The organism is Bradyrhizobium sp. USDA3516, assembly GCF_057651995.1.
Window position 1 is genome coordinate 284,880 of sequence record NZ_JBYGYN010000008.1, and the last position, 18,633, is coordinate 303,512.

24 protein-coding genes are annotated in these 18,633 nt (G+C 60.7%); 2 read left to right on the forward strand and 22 right to left on the reverse strand.

The window, feature by feature from the left end; all coding sequences use genetic code 11:
• Positions 1-441 precede the first annotated feature (441 nt).
• The 18 genes from AC24YW_RS25015 to AC24YW_RS25100 all read right to left on the reverse strand — a co-directional run bounded on the left by AC24YW_RS25015 (position 442) and on the right by AC24YW_RS25100 (position 13,336).
• On the reverse strand, positions 442-1,053 hold the full coding sequence (locus AC24YW_RS25015; RefSeq protein ID WP_487485213.1) for a hypothetical protein: 612 nt from the start codon (positions 1,051-1,053) through the stop codon (positions 442-444).
• 96 nt (positions 1,054-1,149) lie between these two features.
• Positions 1,150-1,911 carry a hypothetical protein gene (locus tag AC24YW_RS25020; protein WP_487485214.1) on the reverse strand — a complete coding sequence of 254 codons (762 nt, stop codon included), beginning with the start codon at positions 1,909-1,911 and terminating at the stop codon, positions 1,150-1,152.
• Between the two features lies 1 nt (position 1,912).
• A complete protein-coding gene (locus AC24YW_RS25025) occupies positions 1,913-2,344 on the reverse strand; it encodes a hypothetical protein (RefSeq protein ID WP_487485215.1) in 432 nt (143 codons plus the stop codon).
• A gap of 9 nt (positions 2,345-2,353) precedes the next feature.
• Positions 2,354-3,007 carry a phage adaptor protein gene (locus AC24YW_RS25030; protein ID WP_487485216.1) on the reverse strand — a complete coding sequence of 218 codons (654 nt, stop codon included), beginning with the start codon at positions 3,005-3,007 and terminating at the stop codon, positions 2,354-2,356.
• Positions 3,004-3,336, reverse strand: coding sequence for a hypothetical protein (locus AC24YW_RS25035; RefSeq protein ID WP_487485217.1), 333 nt, complete (start codon positions 3,334-3,336; stop codon positions 3,004-3,006). The genes AC24YW_RS25030 and AC24YW_RS25035 overlap by 4 nt, the downstream gene beginning before the upstream one ends.
• The gene (locus AC24YW_RS25040) at positions 3,336-3,647 is read right to left on the reverse strand and encodes a hypothetical protein (protein ID WP_487485218.1); all 312 of its coding nucleotides are present in this window, start codon (positions 3,645-3,647) and stop codon (positions 3,336-3,338) included. The genes AC24YW_RS25035 and AC24YW_RS25040 overlap by 1 nt, the downstream gene beginning before the upstream one ends.
• Before the next feature lies 1 nt (position 3,648).
• Positions 3,649-4,011: a hypothetical protein gene (locus AC24YW_RS25045; protein WP_487485219.1), complete on the reverse strand. Its 363-nt coding sequence runs from the start codon at positions 4,009-4,011 to the stop codon at positions 3,649-3,651.
• Positions 4,012-4,079: 68 nt separating this feature from the next.
• On the reverse strand, positions 4,080-5,042 hold the full coding sequence (locus AC24YW_RS25050; RefSeq protein ID WP_487485220.1) for a DUF5309 domain-containing protein: 963 nt from the start codon (positions 5,040-5,042) through the stop codon (positions 4,080-4,082).
• A gap of 424 nt (positions 5,043-5,466) precedes the next feature.
• Complete coding sequence (locus AC24YW_RS25055; RefSeq protein ID WP_487485221.1) at positions 5,467-5,958, reverse strand: hypothetical protein; 492 nt, start codon at positions 5,956-5,958, stop codon at positions 5,467-5,469.
• 324 nt (positions 5,959-6,282) lie between these two features.
• The gene (locus tag AC24YW_RS25060; RefSeq protein ID WP_487485222.1) at positions 6,283-6,912 is read right to left on the reverse strand and encodes a hypothetical protein; all 630 of its coding nucleotides are present in this window, start codon (positions 6,910-6,912) and stop codon (positions 6,283-6,285) included.
• A gap of 148 nt (positions 6,913-7,060) precedes the next feature.
• A complete protein-coding gene (locus AC24YW_RS25065; RefSeq protein ID WP_487485223.1) occupies positions 7,061-7,396 on the reverse strand; it encodes a hypothetical protein in 336 nt (111 codons plus the stop codon).
• Complete coding sequence (locus AC24YW_RS25070) at positions 7,393-8,241, reverse strand: M23 family metallopeptidase (RefSeq protein ID WP_487485224.1); 849 nt, start codon at positions 8,239-8,241, stop codon at positions 7,393-7,395. Before AC24YW_RS25070 ends, AC24YW_RS25065 begins: the two co-directional genes overlap by 4 nt.
• Positions 8,238-9,329 carry a YncE family protein gene (locus AC24YW_RS25075; RefSeq protein WP_487485225.1) on the reverse strand — a complete coding sequence of 364 codons (1,092 nt, stop codon included), beginning with the start codon at positions 9,327-9,329 and terminating at the stop codon, positions 8,238-8,240. Before AC24YW_RS25075 ends, AC24YW_RS25070 begins: the two co-directional genes overlap by 4 nt.
• Before the next feature lie 115 nt (positions 9,330-9,444).
• Complete coding sequence (locus AC24YW_RS25080; RefSeq protein ID WP_487485226.1) at positions 9,445-9,744, reverse strand: hypothetical protein; 300 nt, start codon at positions 9,742-9,744, stop codon at positions 9,445-9,447.
• On the reverse strand, positions 9,737-9,916 hold the full coding sequence (locus AC24YW_RS25085) for a hypothetical protein (RefSeq protein WP_487485227.1): 180 nt from the start codon (positions 9,914-9,916) through the stop codon (positions 9,737-9,739). The genes AC24YW_RS25080 and AC24YW_RS25085 overlap by 8 nt, the downstream gene beginning before the upstream one ends.
• 76 nt (positions 9,917-9,992) lie before the next feature.
• A complete protein-coding gene (locus AC24YW_RS25090; RefSeq protein ID WP_487485228.1) occupies positions 9,993-10,940 on the reverse strand; it encodes a hypothetical protein in 948 nt (315 codons plus the stop codon).
• 109 nt (positions 10,941-11,049) lie between these two features.
• Positions 11,050-11,682 carry a hypothetical protein gene (locus AC24YW_RS25095; RefSeq protein ID WP_487485229.1) on the reverse strand — a complete coding sequence of 211 codons (633 nt, stop codon included), beginning with the start codon at positions 11,680-11,682 and terminating at the stop codon, positions 11,050-11,052.
• Complete coding sequence (locus AC24YW_RS25100) at positions 11,675-13,336, reverse strand: portal protein (protein ID WP_487485230.1); 1,662 nt, start codon at positions 13,334-13,336, stop codon at positions 11,675-11,677. The genes AC24YW_RS25095 and AC24YW_RS25100 overlap by 8 nt, the downstream gene beginning before the upstream one ends.
• 801 nt (positions 13,337-14,137) lie before the next feature.
• Here AC24YW_RS25100 and AC24YW_RS25105 point away from each other — a divergent pair.
• The gene (locus AC24YW_RS25105; RefSeq protein WP_487485231.1) at positions 14,138-14,638 is read left to right on the forward strand and encodes a hypothetical protein; all 501 of its coding nucleotides are present in this window, start codon (positions 14,138-14,140) and stop codon (positions 14,636-14,638) included.
• Here the strand turns inward: AC24YW_RS25105 and AC24YW_RS25110 are convergent.
• The 3 genes from AC24YW_RS25110 to AC24YW_RS25120 all read right to left on the reverse strand — a co-directional run bounded on the left by AC24YW_RS25110 (position 14,635) and on the right by AC24YW_RS25120 (position 16,640).
• Entirely contained in the window at positions 14,635-15,396 is a 762-nt protein-coding gene (locus AC24YW_RS25110; protein WP_487485232.1) for a hypothetical protein, read from the reverse strand. The genes AC24YW_RS25105 and AC24YW_RS25110 overlap by 4 nt on opposite strands.
• A gap of 746 nt (positions 15,397-16,142) precedes the next feature.
• Positions 16,143-16,328, reverse strand: coding sequence for a hypothetical protein (locus AC24YW_RS25115; RefSeq protein ID WP_487485233.1), 186 nt, complete (start codon positions 16,326-16,328; stop codon positions 16,143-16,145).
• Between the two features lie 12 nt (positions 16,329-16,340).
• A complete protein-coding gene (locus AC24YW_RS25120) occupies positions 16,341-16,640 on the reverse strand; it encodes a hypothetical protein (RefSeq protein ID WP_487485234.1) in 300 nt (99 codons plus the stop codon).
• Here AC24YW_RS25120 and AC24YW_RS25125 point away from each other — a divergent pair.
• Positions 16,639-16,935: a hypothetical protein gene (locus AC24YW_RS25125; RefSeq protein ID WP_487485235.1), complete on the forward strand. Its 297-nt coding sequence runs from the start codon at positions 16,639-16,641 to the stop codon at positions 16,933-16,935. The two genes, AC24YW_RS25120 and AC24YW_RS25125, sit on opposite strands and share 2 nt — an antisense overlap.
• 75 nt (positions 16,936-17,010) lie before the next feature.
• Here the strand turns inward: AC24YW_RS25125 and AC24YW_RS25130 are convergent, their stop codons facing one another.
• A complete protein-coding gene (locus tag AC24YW_RS25130; RefSeq protein ID WP_487485236.1) occupies positions 17,011-17,586 on the reverse strand; it encodes a portal protein in 576 nt (191 codons plus the stop codon).
• Positions 17,587-18,633 lie beyond the last annotated feature (1,047 nt).

The following is an 18,633-nucleotide window of genomic DNA, read 5'->3' on the forward strand; positions in this document are numbered from 1 at the left end:
AACACCTTGCCCTAACAGGGACTAGAACAAATGCGGAACATTGTCAACCATTGAGGCGGGTCAAAGTTGCCGTATTGATTTTTGCACCACCCGGTCTTGTTCTGTTCGCTCTCAAACGTTTTGGACCAGCAAGCCCGTCCTGCGGTCTCACTGCTCATCAAATCAGCCGGAATACTCTTACAGAATTCCTCCCAGTCACTCGTGCTTCCACTGGCAGCACGTAGACAACGATTGAAATCGCCACCGCCACAAACCGGGGATCGCTCATGTAATTCTCTATTTTCAATTCATTGGCTTTGTACGATCACGCCGAACGTGCGCCGGGTGAAAGGAAGTGCACTGTCCGAAAACGTGGTGTGTAACTCTTGCTGAGAACTCGCGAGGCCTGGCCTTCATAATCGCTGAGATCCGGGCGGTATTCGCCGTAAGAAAGGAGTGGCATTATTCCATCGTCCAAGGTTCAGGGTCGATCGAAGCGAGCGTCCAGGCGGTCGATGCCTCCGCCTCCGATACCCAGGAAGCCGCAGCACCGTTGCTCGATGTCCAGGCCTCGTGCTGCCGCGCGGCTGCAGTCCAGCCGTCGAGATCGAAAGGCCGCGGATACCAAGCCTCGAAATTGCGGGAAAACGTCGAAGGATAGCCGCTCGCGTCATAAGGGCCGCAGGCAGCTCGCATCGAGACGCGCGGCGCAACGACGTTGCCCGCGAGCAGATAGGTAGAAGGCGAAGGAGCAAACCGCACAGCAAAGTTTGCCGGCTGCCCACTGACAGAGAGGCCGGCAGCGGCCGCTGCAAAGGACCGTTTGAACGAGGCAGCGCCTCCCGCGGCGGCGTAGCTGCGGCCCGTCCCCTGCAGCACGGCCGTGGTTGTGGCTGCGAGCCCAGATAGGGAGAACACACCGCGATCGCCCGAGTGTGCCGACCTGAAAGTCGTCGTTTGCCCCGCAATCGCGCAGCTCCCCGTCGTGGTGAGCAGGACCGTGTTGGTCAGGCCGAGCGTCGGCAACTGCCCGAGCGCAAGCCGCCCGGCAGCGTCAAAACCAAGAAGCGACATCAATCAGGCTCCGAATTGCGTCCGATCGCTATTGGCTTGGTACCGAATGCAGCAGCGTTCGGCCTGGCCGCTGGCCAGGTGCAGCATCCGAAAAGCTCAGCCGATCTTGATCGCGACGAGTTGCGTGTCCCTACCGGCGCCGGCGTCGTTGTAGACGATCTTGCCGTTCGCGCTGGTCGCATTGAACCCCTGCATTCTGACGGGAGCCACAGGGTTGGTGACGATCGCCGCGAGCGTAACCTGTACGGCGTTCCCAGCTCCCGTGGAATAGACCCATCCGCTGTAAGCGAAGATGTTGGTGCCATCAGTCAACCGAGCCAGAAACTTGGCAGCGGCGCTGGTATCCTTGAGCGACATGGTCCCGATCATCAAGAAAGTCCCACTCGTTCCCAGTGAGAGGGAAACGGCGTCGAACAGCGTGTTGACGGCGGACATCGTCACGTCTGCGCCGAGGATGGCCGAAAAGCTCGATATCGTCTGCTGCGCGTCGATATTGCTTCGCGCCTGGCCTTTCTGGGCGGAGGTAAAGCCGTTGCTCTCTTCGACCGAGATCAGGTCTTCCTTGAGCGCCACGACCGCCACCTGCGGTATCGTCGCGAAGTTGATCTTTGCGGTGGTCCCCGAAGAATTGAACAAGACCGTTGTTCTGGCCAGCACGCCGGACGCGGTGTTGTAGGCGCCCTCCCCGATCTCCCATTGACTGAGATCGGCGCTCTCGGCGCGGTATTTGTACGAGAGTCCGTTGACGACCCCGGCCGCAGCCGGGCTTTGATAGCCGGTTACGGCCGACGCGAAGGTCCAATCGCCCGTTCCGCCGGCGGACGGATTGAAGCGGCAAACATCGAGAAAAGCTGCCATATCAGGTGATCGTCAAAATGCCGTTGGCCTGGTCGAGATCGACAGTGAAGGTATTACCGTTTGTAAGCGTGAGGGCGAGGCCATAATCCCACCAGCCAATCAGCGGCTTGGTCGACGAGGTCGAATTGTAGAGCACCGCATATTGAAACGGCCCGATCGAACCACCCGAGGCGGTCCAGCTCGGATCGGTGCTGCCCACAAACTTGAACGTGCCGGTCGTCTGCGCACCGGTAATCGTACCGACACTGCTCCCACCCGCGGTATAGCCGTTGCCGGTCGCGAGATCTGCCGGTGTATTATAGACCGTATTCGTCGCGACCGGCGCCGTGTTGGTCAGATAGACCTTGTACACCTGCGCCGTGCCGGTCTTCATGTCGTGCAGTGCATTGGCTACGTCCTGCACGAAGCAATAGAACTTGTTGAAGCTTGCCATGTCGCCCTCCTAGATGACCTGTCCGGAAACGCGCACCGTCATCGGCCCTGCGTTGAAGGTCGACGTCAGCCCGAGATTGTTGATGTCGGCGAGCGCCGACGTGAAGCCGAGGCCCCAGGTCTGGATGCGCGCGTCTTCCTTGATGTACGGCGCGGACTCCAGCAGGGCTGCGTAGAGATAGAGATCGGGTGCCATGGTGAGCAGCCAGTTATTCCCGTTCGCCGCGAGCGACGGAACGTTCTGCCGATAGACCATTTCGATCGTGTAGGCCGCATCCGGCGTCGGAGCCAGTTCGAGCTCGCCGCCGAACACCGTGAAATAGCGCGGCCGCGCGGCGACATCGGAGGTCGCAAAGCGATACTCGTCCATCTGCGTCCCCGACTTGAACTCGAGGCAGGGCTTTCCTGTCACGCTGGACAGCCGGACCCGACGCATGGATTGAAAGTCCGATGGCAACGAAATGAACTCCGGCTCGTTCGAGCCGAGGTCGACGAGGGCCGTCGCCCTCTGCTCCATCTGCCGCACGAAGAGCTGGCGATTGAACTTGGCTTCCGCGAGCTGAATGAAGGTCGGGATCCGCGCGATCAATGTCGTATCCTGATCGCGCGCGAGATATTCGATCACTGCGCCTTGCAGCGATGTGTAATCGGTAATCTGGGTCACGTGAGCTCCGCTGACCAGCCGGCCTGCAATCTCGGCCTATCGGTTCGCAAATAGGCCCATTCGGGGTCGTCGAGCTTTTTCTGCACGATCGCGTCGAATTCGGGCGTGAACAGCCGCAGCGAGGTGTTGCCCCTCGCATGCTCCTCGTTGAGCCATTGCACGTAGATGACGTTGGGGATGCGGGCGACATGCCGCCCCCAGTCACCGCGCTGCTCGTCCTGGCGCGCCCGCCTATTCCATTCCAGAATTGGCGCTACATCCTGGACGTGCTCGATCGCCAGTTCGCGGCCGTTGCTGTCGAGGTGAGGCCTGATCAGAATGCCTTCCATCACGACAGCTCCGTCACCCACAGCGTACCGGCAGTCGCCGTGACCAGACCGTTGGTCGCGGCTTTCAGCGCCGCAATGCGCTGGCCGGGACTCACGGTGACGTACTCGACCACATTGGCCGGCAGATAAGGATCGGAGATGGTTGCAGTCTGGGCGCCGTCGCCGATCCGGTAGCAGCAGCCTGAATTCGCGACCAGACGGACCTGATAGGTCCCCGGTCCGAAAGCGCTGGCGGCACCCACACTGCTGTCATAGACGATCGTCTGGGTCGGGCCGACACGCGAGGAGTTTTGTTTGGACTGGAACGGCATGTCAGGCGGTCCTCACGGAGATGGAGTAATGCATGGGGATCGAGGCACCTGACGCGCCGGAGGGCGTCAGCACGATCACGTCGTCCTCGTTGAGATAGGTCGGCGACGGCGGGACCGCAGAGAACAGCTGACCCGCAGCAGATCCTGCCTGGGTCACCGTGAACGTCGCCAGCGTTGCCGCATTCGCCGCGACGGTGATGGTGCCGTCGGCGGTCGTGATCGCACCACCGAGGATGCCAGCGACCTTCAACACGCGGCAGCGAAAGGGAACGCGAACATAAGCGGCGACGGGGCTCGCGCCACATGACGGGGTGTAGGCGGTGAGATCGGCGGTATTGAGGGTACGATTGCCGGGAATCGGCATCTTGGCTCTCCAAAAGAAAAGGGCAGCCCGAAGGCTGCCCCGAGGTTGAGGTGAATGATCGCGGGCGCTCAGGACGTCGTGTTGTCGAACACGCCGCCGGAGGCTTTCTCGTTGCGCGATACCAGCGCGTATTCGGCCAGGATCTGCCGGCGATCGGAATCGCCGGTCTTGGCGAGCGGGATCGAGATCATGTTGCGACCGTTGAGATAGGCCACCGCCCATTTGTCGAGCTCGAGCACCAGGACGTCGCGCGGCCGCTGGAAGCGATTGGCGACCACCTTGAGCTTGCCGAAATCGGATTCGTACGCATCGACGGATGCAACGATCTTCTTCGACTTGGACTCCTCGATCGCGGTGGACCGGCCGGTGAAGGTCGAGAACACCTGCTTGTTGAAGGCGCCGGTCATGATGGTGCCTGGCTTGCCGCCATTGGTCCAGATCGTCGAGAGCACGGTTTTCAGGCGCACCTCGGTGAAGGCGAGTTGGGTGCCGTCGGTTCGCGTGCCGGTTCCGTCGGCGACCGCCGGGTCCGCAGCCCCGCCGGCCGTGCCCTTCGAGGTCGCGGACACGATCCAGGACAGGATGGACGCCGTCTTGCGCGGCGTCGTGGTGTTGCCGACCACCTTGGCCTGGTTGGTGCCGCACAGGATAGTCTCGAGATCGCGCTTGAGCTCGAGACCCTTGAGCATCTCCTGGTAGGCGAGCTCGTTGTCGCGCCCGGCGTGATCGACCGCCTGCTGGGTGCCCGAGACCCGGGCGACCTTGTAGGAGATCTGGCAGAGATTGCCGAGGCGCACGGTCGGCGTGGTGGTGTTGGTGTTGGGATCGTCGCCCTCGAGCTGGGCATTGGCGCCGTCGGCCGCGGCAAGAGCCTGCGTCTGCCATTCGTGATTGACGGCAGTCGCCTTCTCCTTGTCGACGCCGCTCATGAAGGGCGTGTCGACGGGGTCGATGCGATAGATCATGTCGCTGAGGTCTTCGCGGTTGCCCACCGCGGAGTAGGTGACGAAAGTTGAGGTTGGTAGAGCCATTGGGATTCCTTCAAGAAGCCGCGCGTCACCTTGCGTGCGGGATGTCGTCCGACCGCCGGTGCGTCAAGGCGTGGAAATTTCGAACTTCAGGGTTGCGGTCTCGCCTGAAACGATCGCGCGGAACTTTCAATTCCGGTTCGGCAGGGCGAAACCTCGTTGCCGGGAGCCCGCCAACGCAGGGGCGGCATTGCGGCGAATGTGACGTTATGGTCGCACTACGTACGAACTGAGATAGCGCACCGGCGCATCAGTCTTTGGCGGCCACGCGGGCGGCACCAGCTCGTCCGGATTTATGCCGGTCAGCGAAGACGCGAACGACAAGACGCCACTGCCTTCCCCAATCCCCTTGCCGGTGATTCGAGCTGAGGCGGGATAGCCGTAATCGTTGAAGGCCGATGGCTGTTGCTTTGCCGCAGCGCCAGCTTCATAACCTTGAGCAATATTGGCTTCGTTGATCTTGCTCAGAAAGCTTTCCACTGGTGTCAATATTGCCTCGTGGATGAATGATCCGGTTGAACAGATTGCGCATCCCTCCACCAGTCTCGGCCAGTTCGCGCGGTAGCCCCGCCGCCCCAGTCACATATCCGAAATGGTCAGACGCGGAGCTGATATAGGCGGGGACGAACGAATTTGCTGGGATTCCCCATCGCTGATGGCGCTGCAGATCTTCTGGCCCATCGGCCATGAATGAATGCGTCAGCAGCGTCAATGCTGGCACTGTACCCAGACCTCGCATCGCCGCGATCGCGTCAGCGACACGTCTCGCCGCAGCCTCATCATGGACTTTTGGAACGATCACGTAGTTTTTGGGGTTTGCGATCGGCCCCGGCGTTTTGTTGCTCCCCAACGAATCGGAGTACAGGAATTGCTGTGATGCTCCGGCCGCGGGATCAATCACATACTTGCCGGTGCGCATGAGAAAAGTCGACGGAACGTACCCAGTTATCTTGTTGGTACCGCGCTACTGTGCTGCGACGTAGAATGTGGGATCTGTCATTTCATTTCCTCAAATATGTCGGGTTGGCGCACACTGACGTTTCAGCAGATGCATGTCGGCTGATCTGAATCCAGGGCACTCGCGCGCCACGGACGCCAGAACGTGCGTCGAATACGCGTCGCATCGCGCAGCTTGGCTGGCCGCCTTGAAAAAAAAGCCGGCCGAACCGGTTTTGCACTCTAGGATGTAAGGATGGTCAACGACCTTCGCGGAACGCTAGCCGGATCTCATTGGAGATCCGCTCTAGTATGAAAGATTGGCGAGATAAAAATCGCCGAACGGCCGTGTAGCGCCCCGAAACCTCAATATCGCCGCTTCAGTCTCTCGAGCCTTGTCGAACGCCCGGTTCCATTCTTGCGACCATTCCGACTCCGGCTTGAGAAGATTCCCCGTGGGATCATGTATGACCGTTGAATACGCCAATCCGGGTGGAAATCCCGGCTCAAGAGAACTGCTCTCGCAGACCCTTATGACGCGCATTTCGCCGTTCTCCGCGAAATCGAACTTCTTGCACTTCGCAAGATACTGCTCGATCGGCGAGGCGTGGATGCGGAATCCAAGTCCCGTGACGCCTCCGTGAGACTGCGGCTCCATCATACTTGCAGCCTGAATGATCACGAGAGTGGCTAGGAGAATAGGTGCGGCCCGAGGCTTTGGCAGAAAGGCGCACGCGATCAGCCAGATCATCGCGATGATCGCACCAATTGCACCGATCAGGAGCAGCCAGTAAGACGCATCGGGCAACAGAAACATCAGGAAACGCCCGCCGAACCAGCCAATCAGGGTAACGCCGGCCAAGGCATAGGCGAACCATGGTGAGCGACCGATTTCTTTAGAGGGATCGGCCGCGGGATGCACCTGATCAATACTCATTTGGCACCCCTTGCGACGTTCTTTTCATGATTCCAAAGGTTCATCTTTGATAACGCGAACGTGCCCTCTTCAATAGACGGACTGCTCAGTTTCTATAGGTCTGGCTACGGATCGTAGATCACCTTCATGTTCAGGCGCAGTCTTGTGATCATCTCGTCAACCTCGGCCTGGTTTTCGGGATAGGCTTCATAGACAATCTTGGTCCTGAACAAACTTCGTCGCTGAGCGCGATCGGGCGCACGACGACACTGCGGCAATAATCAACCCCCCGATGGAATGCCTCCTTGTCGAGCAGGTTCTCTTGCGCGCCTGACTGACCGAAGAGGAGGAGAGTGAAAGCGCAGAACGAGAGCATTCCTTTGAGCGAACGAAAGATGCCGATCACGCCGACGCGCGTGAAGTTTCGTACGGGCGTGCTGGTCGCCGCCTGGTTTCCGACCAGCCTCGCGCGCAGGCGCGCCAATGCATCGGCGCCGATAGTCATCTTGACTCCCAGTGCGATGACAATTGGCGAATGGCAGACCAATCGCCGAAGCGATCCTTGAAACTGGCGGGCCGCCCTTCGGACAATGGATCTTCTTCCGTCACGAATGGCACTGCGGGCACGGCGGGCAAGCTATCGGTTGCGGAGGTGCCTGCCGTTCCCTGGCTCTGGCGCAGATAGTCGGCGATCATTCCCGGCAATCCACCGGGCCGCGGTGCCATTGCCGATTGAGCGGCGGCAGGGTCACCCGACGGAGAATTCCAGGCGCCGTAGCGATCGGCAACAACACCGTCGCGACTTGGAAAACCCACTCCGCGCAGGGGAGCCAAAGTAACCGGCCCCCCGGCTGCGGCCGCCGCCTGAACCAGATGAGGGACACTGGTGTCAAATCTGGCAGGGTCAATCGTGGTGTTGCGGTTTACGGCAACGCCAAGAGCTCCTCCATTTCGATAGGGTGGTCCGAAGGCCGGGGTCGCATTTTCATTTTTAATGACCGAGTAATGCAAATGAGGCCCGGTGCTGCGGGCACCAGTGCTTCCGACGTTGCCGATGATATCGCCGGGCCAGACGCGCTGGCCGGGCTTCGGCATCGGGCTGCCTTCCTGCATATGAGCATAGAGGCTGTAGCCCGCTTCATTCCTCACGATGACGGTGTTGCCAAAGTTGTCGTTGAAGCCAGCGTAAACGACTTCTCCAGCCGCCGCTGCCGGAATCGGAGTGCCGGCGGGGGCCGCGAAATCCTGGCCCGAGTGGAATTTTCCGAGTTCGCGGGTGATCGGATCTTTTCGCGTGCCATAGGCCGAGGTCGGGCGAAACGGCGACCCCGGATTGTAAGGATCACTCATTTAATGGCCTTTCCGATATCCAGTATCCATCCGGGCTGGCACTTGTCGTTGGCCGGATCCGGACATTTCGCGGTTTCCGTCAGCCGCCACGATAACACCGCCGTTGCACCCGATGGGGACACATAAAGCCGAGGGTTGGTTTGACCGGCAGCCAGAGTAAACTCCTGCCGGAACAGCAGACGAAATGAATTGTCCCGAAGCTCCGCCGCGTAGCGCGCATAGGGCACGCTTGAATCATCGTCGGGCAACTTGGGTCGATCGATCGGACCGACGATCCCCATCAAGCCCTTACCACCGCCTGCGGCCTGCTCAACCCGCTCCTTTAGTTGCACACATCGCCAATCCGCGATGCGGCATCTCACAAAAGAGCCGATGCCCTGAATTTCGTCCGAGAAGAGAAACAGAAACAGTGACGTCTGTTCAGCGTCGAACCACCCTGCGGTGACGGCCGAATCTCTTCGAATCTTGCCTCCTCCTATTCTCTTGCCCTGCGCGTCCATGACATCGACTGCATCGGAGTGGACCACGAAGAACTTCGAGCCGTCGGGCGACCAAACGATTTTGAAGACCCTCGCGGGGAGGCTGATGGTGCGCAACTCTCCAGGTTCTGCCGTTAATTGCAGCGGCTTGTCCGAAACTATGGTCTTCATGTCCGGAGAGAATGAGAATGTAATGCCGATGGGACGTGACCGGTTGTCGAATGTCGCCAAGATCGCGCTCTTGCCGGTCTCGAGGTCGAACTTCCTCACACGCCCGGCACTTTCCTCAGGAAAAACGATGTACTGACCATCCGCTCCGCATTGGACCAATCTGGATCCGGTAGGAGATGGGGCGGAGATCTTGGTGCTTCGATCGTATGCGTCGATATACTGACCATCCGTCGCGAGCAGATAGCGCTCGCGCTCGCCGCACCACGCGATGAACTCGCCTTTCGGCAGCGGCGCACGCGGCAATTTCTCGAACGTGGGAACGGCTGGAGGCTTGGCTGGCGGTGCAGGCGAAGCCCCTTGGGAACGGCACGCAGTGGCCGTAACAAGCAACCCCAGCGCAGCCAAAAAGAACGAAGAACGCAGATCAATATCGATCAAGCAGAACCGCATGCAATCACTCAAGCCTTGGGTGGGGCCCCCTGTACAATGACCCATCACCGGTCAAAGAACAAACGAAGAACATTATTGACGGCTCTCGCCTCGGTTGCAAGAGCTAAATGATCCCAAACCGCTTCCGCCGCTCCGCCGCCTCCGCGAGCTCCTTCAGCTCCGCCCGCGCCAGCTTGCCATTGGCAACGACGCCAGCGAGGTGATCCCGCACCTTGCCGACGATATTGATGGCGAGGAATAGCTTCTCGCGACCGGCGGCGTCGTCGACGGTGGTGGCACGCCATGCCGCGATGTAGCTCTTCTCGAGCGCGTCGAAGGACTCGCACAGCAACTCGTCACCGAGCAGCGCCTCGGCGCGCGCCGCGCGCTCGGTCGCCCTCTCCAGTGCACTCTCGTCAGACATTGATTTCCTCCACGTTGTACGGCGGATGTGGTGAAATGGAGCGCCGCAGCTTTCGTTGCTGGAGCTGCGCCTGATGCGCGGCGAGCGCGGCGTCGACCTGCGCCTGGCAAGCTCTCCATGTGCATGATATCCGGTTCGGAAGCGGTGAAGCAGTCCATTCAAAAACAACCATCACCCGCCCTCCTCTCACGCTCGCGCTGGCCAAACATGATCGGGAGACGATACGGCCGTACGCGTGTCTTGGATTGCTATTTCCTACTTCTCATCAGTTCTTCCATCTGAGCCCGATTGGCCAGAGACTCAGCCGGCGTCGGGTTGGCGTAGCCACCAAAGGCAGGTCCGGTATCCGGGCTCGGCTCCGGCCTTGGCGGCGCGATCGGAAGCGGAGTCCAGACGCCATCGCGCAAAATCGACGCGCTGAGCGTAAACCCGACGCGGCAGGAACCGCGCGAGAGAAAAAGCGTGCTGTGGTCGGCATCCGCGTCGACGCGTTCGATAAAGAACCGGTTAAGTTCGCCTTCCAGACCGGCGGGAAACAACAGCGTCAAGCCGAGTTGATCGATCCGGTAGGTTGCAACTGCCTCGAAGCAGTCTTTCGCCCCCTCAAATCCCACGGTGCCCTTGGAAGTCGCGGTCCATCCCTGCAGTAAATTTCCCGCATGCGCCCGTGCGCGCATATGCCGATCGAATGCTTCGAGCCGGGCTGACGACGCGGCCGGAGGCTCGTCGGTTGCACGGCTCGGGGTGGCACTCCGCCGTTCCGGAGCATTGGGCCGTAGTAGCGACAACAACGGTACCCATTCGCCATCCCGTTTCTGTTGCTCGGTGATATCAAGATCGATACGGCAGGCTTCCATCGCGAAACGCCGTCGGTAAGTAAAGTCATCGGGGGCGGGAACGGGCGATAGGTCCGCGCCTTTGACGATCTTGCCGTCGCTACTCCGCAACTCGGGCAATTGCCAGAGAATGGCCTCGATGTCCGTCACGCGACCACTCGGCGCAATTCGCAATAGTCCCATTTGCTCCGGACAGATCGCGTCCGTTTTCGAAATCATGATGCGGAAGACGGCGAGCTGCGCGCCGTAATCGCTGCTCAAGTCATCCAGGTTCATATACCCGCTTGATTTTTGTGCCAGAGCGACTGGGGCGAGCACCATCGCTGTCAGTACCGAAATAATCCGAGCTGCCCGCAACATCGGTTTGCCTCACACTTTGTGGAGAGAGAGCTGGTTATAAGGTGGTTGCAATATCGCATCCATCAAGGACGAGTTATCGAGAACTTCCCGTTCTCGGGGATTTTGACCGTCACCGGCCGCTCTGGGCTGGCATCGATGACCGCACGGCGCTTCCCGTCAAATGCGTAGAACGGCCCGTCTGTTGTGAACTGCCATCCCGTCCCCCGTCGATCGGAAATTCGGAGATCGGGAGTTTTGTGGTCGCAAAACCGTAGAGCTCTCCTCCATCCAAGTACCGACCTGCGCGGGGGTCGGCTTCGATTATCTTCTTCTGTTCGTTCATCTTGGCCTGATTCACGAGCGACTCCGCCAGTGTCGGATTGGCGTAGCCGCCAAAAGGAGCTGGCTCGACCGCTCCCTGATCCGATGGCGGATTGTTTGAATCACGTCCAACGTCGCCAAACGCACCGCGATAGCCATCACCAGGCACCTGCCCATTCACGGCGGGTTGATCGGCTCCCGTTGCCGGTTGTTGCGGCTGCGTTGGCGGCTCTGGCCACGCCGGTTGTGCCTGTGGCGACGGAAACTGTGCCTGTAGAACCTGCGGCTGGCCCTGCGGAGATTGAATCGGCATCTGCGCCAGCTGCGTAGGCGCCTGCTGGGGCAGGCCACTATCACTGAACGGATCATGCTCGACCGGAACGAGAGAGACGTTTTCCAAGTCCGGCTGATGCTCGACCGGCACCAGAGAATAATCAGCCATGATGAACCACCAGCAGATGCTTTCCGGGGCGGTTCGGGTCCGGCACGTAGTGGTGGCCGTCTCTCGCCTTGCGCGCACCCGGCGGATATGACCGCTGCATCTTCCCAGTTTCGATCGCCGCCTTCAGATGCGTCTCCAGCACCGTCATCTTGGCCTCGAGCGCGGCCTTGATCTTGGCGAGCTCGATCTCTCCTTGCGTCTTGACCTGGAGATGGATCGCGTCGGCCTGCGCCTTCTCACGTTCGATCTGCACCCGGTGCGCGGCGGCAAGCTGGTCCGCCTGAACGCGCGCCTGGAGCGCGAGCAGCTTCGGATCGGGCGGCGGCTGCGGCGGTGCCGGCGGCGGATGCAACAGCTGCCCGGTCTGTGGATTGACGGCCGTAGGATCGTTGAAGAACTGATCGGGATTTCGGTGCCCCATGATCCGGGTCAGCTCGGCCGCGGTGTTGTAGAGCTGAAGGTCGCCGACCAGATTGAGCTTGCCGCCGGCGAGCAGCTCCTTCTGGACGTTGGCGATCGCCATGGTCTGGGCGAATTGCTGCGCCTTGCCGCCGGCGCCGAGGCCGACATTGATGGTCATGTCCTCCCGCGTTTTCCAGTTGCGCGGATTGACCTCGACCCAGGCATTGCGCAGCCGCACCGTCTCCTGACGCTGACCATGCTTGCGGATCGTGCCGTGCAGCAGCGCGAAGATGTCGCGAACGCCTTCGGCCATGATACGGGCGATCAACTTGATGCGCATCTGCGAGGCCGAGAACACCTGCGCGACCGCGGTCGCCGACTGGTTCTGTAACGCGTTGGCGTCGATGCCTTGCGTCTGCTTAGCCAGCCCGGTGCGGATCTCGAGCTCGGCGTCGATGTATTGCAGCATCGGATAGATCGACGTGGTGATATCTGGCACCACCTGCCAGTTCAGCCCGCCCGCCGTCTTGGTCCGAACCACCCCGCCCGGCCGCGACACCAGGAGATCGTCCAGCGTATTCGGCCCGGCATTCTGCTCGGCGACCTCGACGCGCGGATTGTTGTGCAGGTAGAGATTGTCGAGCGCGCCGCGCTTCAGCGCCGTCTTCTCGCGCTGCAACGGCATGACGAGGTCGGCGATCGAGCGGCCGAAGAAGCGATGGGTCACCGGCACGGGCGTGGTCGCCGCAAACGGCATCTCGTCGAACGGCGTGATGCAGTCCTTGCCGTCCTTGCGCAGGATCTCGGCCTGGTCGCCGCCGGTGATGACCTGGTAGAGGCAGGGCCGGCCCGAGCCCTCATAGTCCATCCGGACGTAATGCTCGGTGATGCGCACCAGCCGCGCCGCCGAATTGGCGCTGCCGCCGCCGGCGGTCGCGGACAGGTGCTCCTCGACGGTGTCGCGCGCCAGGGTCTCGATCTCGGTCGTTCCGGTATGCGGCTGCAAGGCCCTGATCTGGGCGGCGTCAAACCCCTCCGCGATCAGCTGCGCCTCGGTCTTGGTGACGACCTCGTGGAAGCAATAGTTGCAGTCACGGATGCTGCGCGCACCGCGCTCGATGCCGAATTCTTCCGGCGGCACCCCCATCACCCGCGCCTGCGCAAGCCTGCGCGTGGTGACGATGGTGACGTCGTGCGTGACGAGAGACCCCATCGGCGCCGAGAGCGCCGGGGCTAGCAAGGGAACGGGCATGTCTGGTTGAACTCTCAGGTTTTGCCGCGTGGATTGGCGGCAGAGGGGCAGCAGCGGCTAGTAGCCGTTGTTGCGCATGTATTCCTGGATCATGCCGAGTATTCCACCCGCTGACGCCTGATCGGGATTGGGTCGGCCTGCTGGGGTGATCGGTCCAGCTGAAGGTTCTGACGGCGGCACCGCATATCTGGCAATCGAGGACGACGCCCATTGGTCCAACGCTCGACCGCGGTCGGAAGCAAATAGCGCTTCGAACGGAAATGCCGGCTGCCGGAGCAATGATGAACCTGGATGGGCCGGCAAGACCTGCGCTCTGGGGCCCGAAGAAGGCGGCGAGATATCTTGTCGGTCCGAGGCATCGGATCGGAATGGTCCGGGCACTGTGAACGGACCAGAATTCCGCGGCGCCTCGGGTTTGAAATGCAGCGGCGGCAATCCCGGATCGGCAGGCGGCGCAACGCTACGCGGCGCCGCCGATTGCGGGCGCGCAGCGGGCGACAACGGCCTCGGGCCCGCGGGGCCACCAATCGACGTAGGTCCTTCTGCACCCGGAATTGCTGTGCTCGGCGAAAGCTGTGACGGTGTCGCGCGTTGGGGCAAGACGCCCGATGCGCGATCGGACGTTGGCCTCCCCTGGTTGGCCGGCCGCGAGGTCGGAGCATTTCGAAGTCGCGGAGGCAACCGCTCCGGCTGGAATTGACGCAGCGGCGGCACGGGTTCGCCGGGATTGTGGTACTCGAACAGGTGCCTCAGCGGGTTGATCGGTGTTCTGTCGGCCCCGTGAAGAACCTGGATATGCGCATGGAAGGCACCACGGGCTCCGACGTCGCCTTGCGTGCCGATCTGGTCCCTTGGCTTGACTTTGTCATCCGGCTTTACACTCTGCGTCTGCGTGTGGAGTATCTCGACATGGTAGCCCGTGGGCTGCTTGCGGATCGGATCCCACTCTTCGATGACGATACGGCCAAGAGCTGGATGAACTTCCGTAACCTTGCCATAAACAGGAGACGCGACGCTGCCGTGCGGCAGCACGCCACGCCCACGGTTCATGTCGACGCCCACATGCGGCGTCGTGCCGACATCCCTGTCAGCACCGAAGTCGCTTGTTCCGACGGCTCGATGGCCGTCTTCCGGTGGCTCGATCATGTCTATGAGGCTCTGAATTACGGGATCAAGAGGCACGCAGCATTCTCCATCACGACATGCGCCGACATCGGCTGCAGACGCCGCCCGCACCCGATCGGCAATCAGAATTCTATCGAGCTTTCAGAAGCCCGGTCACCTGCGACCGGGATCAGCTAGTCGGCGCAGGGAAACGCCTTGACCTTGAAGCGCCGACGGAAATTTGCCTCAAGGGCCTTTCGCATCAATTCGGATTGCTTGGCCCACATGTTCTTCTTCAGATAACTGGTCGAGCAGTTGTTCCATCCTAATCCAAGCACGTCGGATTTTCTCTGTTCGTCAGCATCCGCATCGCTGTGCCCTTTTTGAGCATCAATCCTGCATCTCTCAGGATCCGTGGAAGCACGGCATTTAGTGTCGGTCATTCTACGCCAGAAAGCTCGAATATCCGTTTTCCCCTCGAGCGCATCGATATATGCCGAACAGGCGGCTGCCGACGGCGTGTACTCCCGAAGTGCGGCCGTTTCACCAGCTTCCGCGCGATTCCGGATCGTGGAGAACCAGCAATGATCCTCCAGTTCCTCAATCTTCAATCTTCTGAACTGTTCGATCCCGGGAAGCGCGATGACCGGAAGACTGGCGGCCCTGTCCTTTGCGAGCTTGCACGTCCGCTCGAGTTCGGCCGTCGTCATTCGACGCACGCCGCCTGGCGCGTCGGGTGGTGTGAAGGCGGAAATGTAAGAATAGAACTTGTCGTCGAAGATCACGTTGATGGTGTTCTGCAGACTCTCTTCGTCATCCTTGGCCGGATCGAATCTGGTCTCGAACTCGCAGAAGGCGCCGTCCACCCATCGGATGGATTGTTGAGCGCCGAAGACAGGGTTGGATACCCCCATCGCCACCACGGCGAGGCAAACGCGAGCGCACCGCTTCATCACCTGCGATATCCGAGGTCAATCACGCGCATTGTGTGACAAACTCCTCGCCGCGTAAGCGACGCGCGGCAATGGCATAAACAGCGGAACTGATCACGTCTAGATCGCATGCCTTCATACAGACGACCCAGAATAGGAATGGAACAAAACGAAAACATTGTCAAGGTGACTCATGGTTCGGACCATCAGCGGTCGACTGTCCAATCACGTCAGTCCAGCCCTACGCGCGCGCAGAGCCATTCTTGTGTCATAAGAAAAGGCCTGCCACTCCGTTGGACTCCGAGAAAGCGGAGCGCCCAACACGAACCTCGGAAAGGGAAGTCCGCGATTGATCCGGGATTGCTGAACGAAAGCGGCGCGCGTTGCAAGCGGCGCCTAAACGTAGCGAGTCAGGCTAGTGGCTCCCGTCGCGCATGGCGTCTTGGGTGCTGCAAGCGGCGGAAGAAGACCACCCCGATCGGGAAACGTGGCATTCAAGCTGACCGACGGGATGAGCGTCGAAGCATTCCCGCTGACGCCGAATCCGAGCGTATCGCGGGTGGTCATTCCAGGTGCAAGGAAAACAGTCTCCAATCCCGCTCCGGGCGCACCCAGACTCCGGTTCACGGTCCATCGCGGCGCTGTCGTGGAGCCGGGATTCCAGTAATATGTTCCGCAACCCTGCCGATCGGCAAGAGCGGAAACCGCGCTGCGAACGACAGGCCATCCGGCCATCGATCGGGGTTGTGGCTTTTCGCCATCACAATCTCCTAAGTTGACCGCAGTGGAAGTTTTGGCGATGCTGAGCGCGGCTTTTGACCATCCTCGCTGCGATCTGGGTTTGCGGTCTTCTTTTCATCGCGGGGCTTTATCTCAACGACCTTCGCGTGGTGCTCAACAGCGTGGCGCCAGGCGCAGGATGTCGACGCTGCCTGCGCGCCCACTTTGTCGCTCATTGATTCTCCTCATCACTCTGGGCTTCGGCCCTTTTGCAGTTCTGCTCGTCGATCCTCGTAAAATACGCTGTAAACAAAGCCCGCCAAGAACAACACGCCGAAGACCATCAGATCCGCCCGACCAGATGAAAGGCAGGCCAATGCGCCGGCGAGCACCATGAAGGGAGCTCCCCTGACAAGTCGGACATAGTCTGCCTGCACGGTCAGTGGCATCGGGTGCTGCAACGCCCACACATCGAGTGCATAACGCGCGCTCTCGTAGTCCTGAAACTGCGGCGGAAGATGCTCGCGTGCGGCATTGAAGACCCGCATGTACAACGACCGACCAGATGACGGCGAACCCCGTCAAAACTGTGAAGAGAGCGACCATGATGTTCTTTCCGGTGAACCAAGCTTTGCGCAGGAAACATGCGTGCACTTTCGTTTGCCGGCAAGTAGGCTGACCGATCTAGTACGTGCCGTAACGAATGTAGTCCCGGATCAAGCCATTGTGGCCGGCGATCCCACCAAGAAGGGGAAGCTCGACTTTGGCGATAGGATATTGCCCTTCAGCCATGTTTCAGATCCTGTACATTTTCCAGAAGCTGATTCCGGCCTCGTCGACTGACCCGCGGCAATCGCGCGAACTGGCAGACAATGGCACCTGGGTCGATAACCTCGAGGCTCGCCGCGACCGTGAACCCTAAGCCGTCGCCTGCGACGTATCTCGCTGATCAGTCGCGCCATGCACCGTATGCGCGACGATCTTCATTGCGCCGTTCGATTCCGCGACGTCCTGGGCGAGCAGCGCGAACTGGTCGTCGCTGAGATCGTAATAGGTCTCGCGGCTCTCCTCCTCCCGCTCCTCCCACCAGACCTTGACGATGCCGGCCTTCGACAGCAGCGCGTCCTTGATGAAGGAGTACAGCACCATGAAGCCGCCGTTCTGCTGCATGAAGACGTGATTGACGTAGTCCGTCTCCTGCTGCGCGGCGGCGACATCCTCCGGACCGACCGGCTCGAAACGCACGACCTCGTCAGATCCGGCGAAGATGTCCATCAGCTGCGGCATCAGGCCTTCGATCGTGTCGGCGACGTCGGTCGACACTGCACGCGAGCGGCCATCCTGCGCCGGCATGTCCTTGCGCATGTCGCCGAGATAATAGTCCATCGCATCGGCTCGCTCCTCCGCGAGCCGCGCCGCTGGCATGGCGGCGAGCGCGTTGGCTTTCTCGGAGGCGAGCATCGCCTTCACTTCGGAGATCGACATCTTTGCCATGAAACACTCTTTTGGTCAGAACTCATTCACTGCAACATGCGAGGCGCAACACTTCACCAGCGTGGCAGGTATGGGACGGGCGAGGCGCCTGAGGTAAACACATCCGTCTCGTCAGACACATCGCGCCGCGTCAATCGGCGGATGTGGCTGCGCGGACCGCGGGCGCCTCGACGATGATCTCTTCGGGTGCGTTCGGAGACGGCGCGCTCGCGACTGGAAGCGACGGCGTGTCGTATCCACGCTGGAAGGACGCATAGCTTGCGCTCGCCGGCCCCAATACCCCAACGAGGCCGCTCCGATGGCCGAAGTGGTCGGCAAGGTCCCAGGGCGCGGCTGCCCCGCGAAACCGGTTTCGATGGATCCGTGCCGAGCACGTCAGAGCTCGGCACGGGCATGCCGAACGTTCTTGCATTCGGAACAGGAGAATACTGAAGCGGAGGCGCTCCGCTATCGAAGGCGCTCGAACGGCTCGCATCTGTCGCGGCGGATCGTTCGCCATCCCTGGCATTGCCGGGATGATCGCGCCCGCCGCGTCAACGGTCCAGTTCTCGGGGTGAATGTCGTTGATGAGCAAACCTTGAAGATAGGCACCGTGCGCGGCCCATCCTCCCGCGAGAGCCCCTGCTGGCGCCAGCGCAAGTACGCCAGCAGTTGCTCCGTAGGGACCGCCAAGAGCCTCTCCACCGGTTATTCCCGCCGCAGTGCCGAGAATTCCGCCCCAGGTCTTCTGCTCCAACGAGACCGTCATGGAGAATATCGCCGCGAGGGCGGGTCATATTGCGCAAGCGTTTTCGCCAGCTCCCCTTTTCCGAACATTGTGATCAGGCGAGCCAGCAAATTCCCGACAGCCATTCCATTCCACCCATGCTACAACTTCAAAGAAGACAACAGCGAGATTGAAGATGCCGGCTCCTTCAGGGCGAGAAAGCGCGGGTTGCCTGAAGACCGCCCTCCTACACTCCCTCATACTCGGCATCTTCGGATTCCTTTGGTATCTCATTCTTGGACCCGAGGGGCCCGGACTTGTCCTCCTCGCTTACGTGGCGG

Bases quoted from the DNA above. Each gene is read 5' to 3' on its own strand.
- AC24YW_RS25015 (WP_487485213.1), bottom strand. From the start codon at position 1,053: ATGTCGCTTCTTGGTTTTGACGCTGCCGGGCGGCTTGCGCTCGGGCAG.
- AC24YW_RS25020 (WP_487485214.1), bottom strand. From the start codon at position 1,911: ATGGCAGCTTTTCTCGATGTTTGCCGCTTCAATCCGTCCGCCGGCGGA.
- AC24YW_RS25025 (WP_487485215.1), bottom strand. From the start codon at position 2,344: ATGGCAAGCTTCAACAAGTTCTATTGCTTCGTGCAGGACGTAGCCAAT.
- AC24YW_RS25035 (WP_487485217.1), bottom strand. From the start codon at position 3,336: ATGGAAGGCATTCTGATCAGGCCTCACCTCGACAGCAACGGCCGCGAA.
- AC24YW_RS25040 (WP_487485218.1), bottom strand. From the start codon at position 3,647: ATGCCGTTCCAGTCCAAACAAAACTCCTCGCGTGTCGGCCCGACCCAG.
- AC24YW_RS25045 (WP_487485219.1), bottom strand. From the start codon at position 4,011: ATGCCGATTCCCGGCAATCGTACCCTCAATACCGCCGATCTCACCGCC.
- AC24YW_RS25050 (WP_487485220.1), bottom strand. From the start codon at position 5,042: ATGGCTCTACCAACCTCAACTTTCGTCACCTACTCCGCGGTGGGCAAC.
- AC24YW_RS25055 (WP_487485221.1), bottom strand. From the start codon at position 5,958: ATGCGCACCGGCAAGTATGTGATTGATCCCGCGGCCGGAGCATCACAG.
- AC24YW_RS25060 (WP_487485222.1), bottom strand. From the start codon at position 6,912: ATGAGTATTGATCAGGTGCATCCCGCGGCCGATCCCTCTAAAGAAATC.
- AC24YW_RS25065 (WP_487485223.1), bottom strand. From the start codon at position 7,396: ATGACTATCGGCGCCGATGCATTGGCGCGCCTGCGCGCGAGGCTGGTC.
- AC24YW_RS25070 (WP_487485224.1), bottom strand. From the start codon at position 8,241: ATGAGTGATCCTTACAATCCGGGGTCGCCGTTTCGCCCGACCTCGGCC.
- AC24YW_RS25080 (WP_487485226.1), bottom strand. From the start codon at position 9,744: ATGTCTGACGAGAGTGCACTGGAGAGGGCGACCGAGCGCGCGGCGCGC.
- AC24YW_RS25085 (WP_487485227.1), bottom strand. From the start codon at position 9,916: ATGGTTGTTTTTGAATGGACTGCTTCACCGCTTCCGAACCGGATATCA.
- AC24YW_RS25090 (WP_487485228.1), bottom strand. From the start codon at position 10,940: ATGTTGCGGGCAGCTCGGATTATTTCGGTACTGACAGCGATGGTGCTC.
- AC24YW_RS25095 (WP_487485229.1), bottom strand. From the start codon at position 11,682: ATGGCTGATTATTCTCTGGTGCCGGTCGAGCATCAGCCGGACTTGGAA.
- AC24YW_RS25100 (WP_487485230.1), bottom strand. From the start codon at position 13,336: ATGCCCGTTCCCTTGCTAGCCCCGGCGCTCTCGGCGCCGATGGGGTCT.
- AC24YW_RS25105 (WP_487485231.1), top strand. From the start codon at position 14,138: ATGGAAGGCACCACGGGCTCCGACGTCGCCTTGCGTGCCGATCTGGTC.
- AC24YW_RS25115 (WP_487485233.1), bottom strand. From the start codon at position 16,328: ATGAGCGACAAAGTGGGCGCGCAGGCAGCGTCGACATCCTGCGCCTGG.
- AC24YW_RS25125 (WP_487485235.1), top strand. From the start codon at position 16,639: ATGTACAACGACCGACCAGATGACGGCGAACCCCGTCAAAACTGTGAA.
- AC24YW_RS25120 (WP_487485234.1), bottom strand. From the start codon at position 16,640: ATGCGGGTCTTCAATGCCGCACGCGAGCATCTTCCGCCGCAGTTTCAG.
- AC24YW_RS25130 (WP_487485236.1), bottom strand. From the start codon at position 17,586: ATGGCAAAGATGTCGATCTCCGAAGTGAAGGCGATGCTCGCCTCCGAG.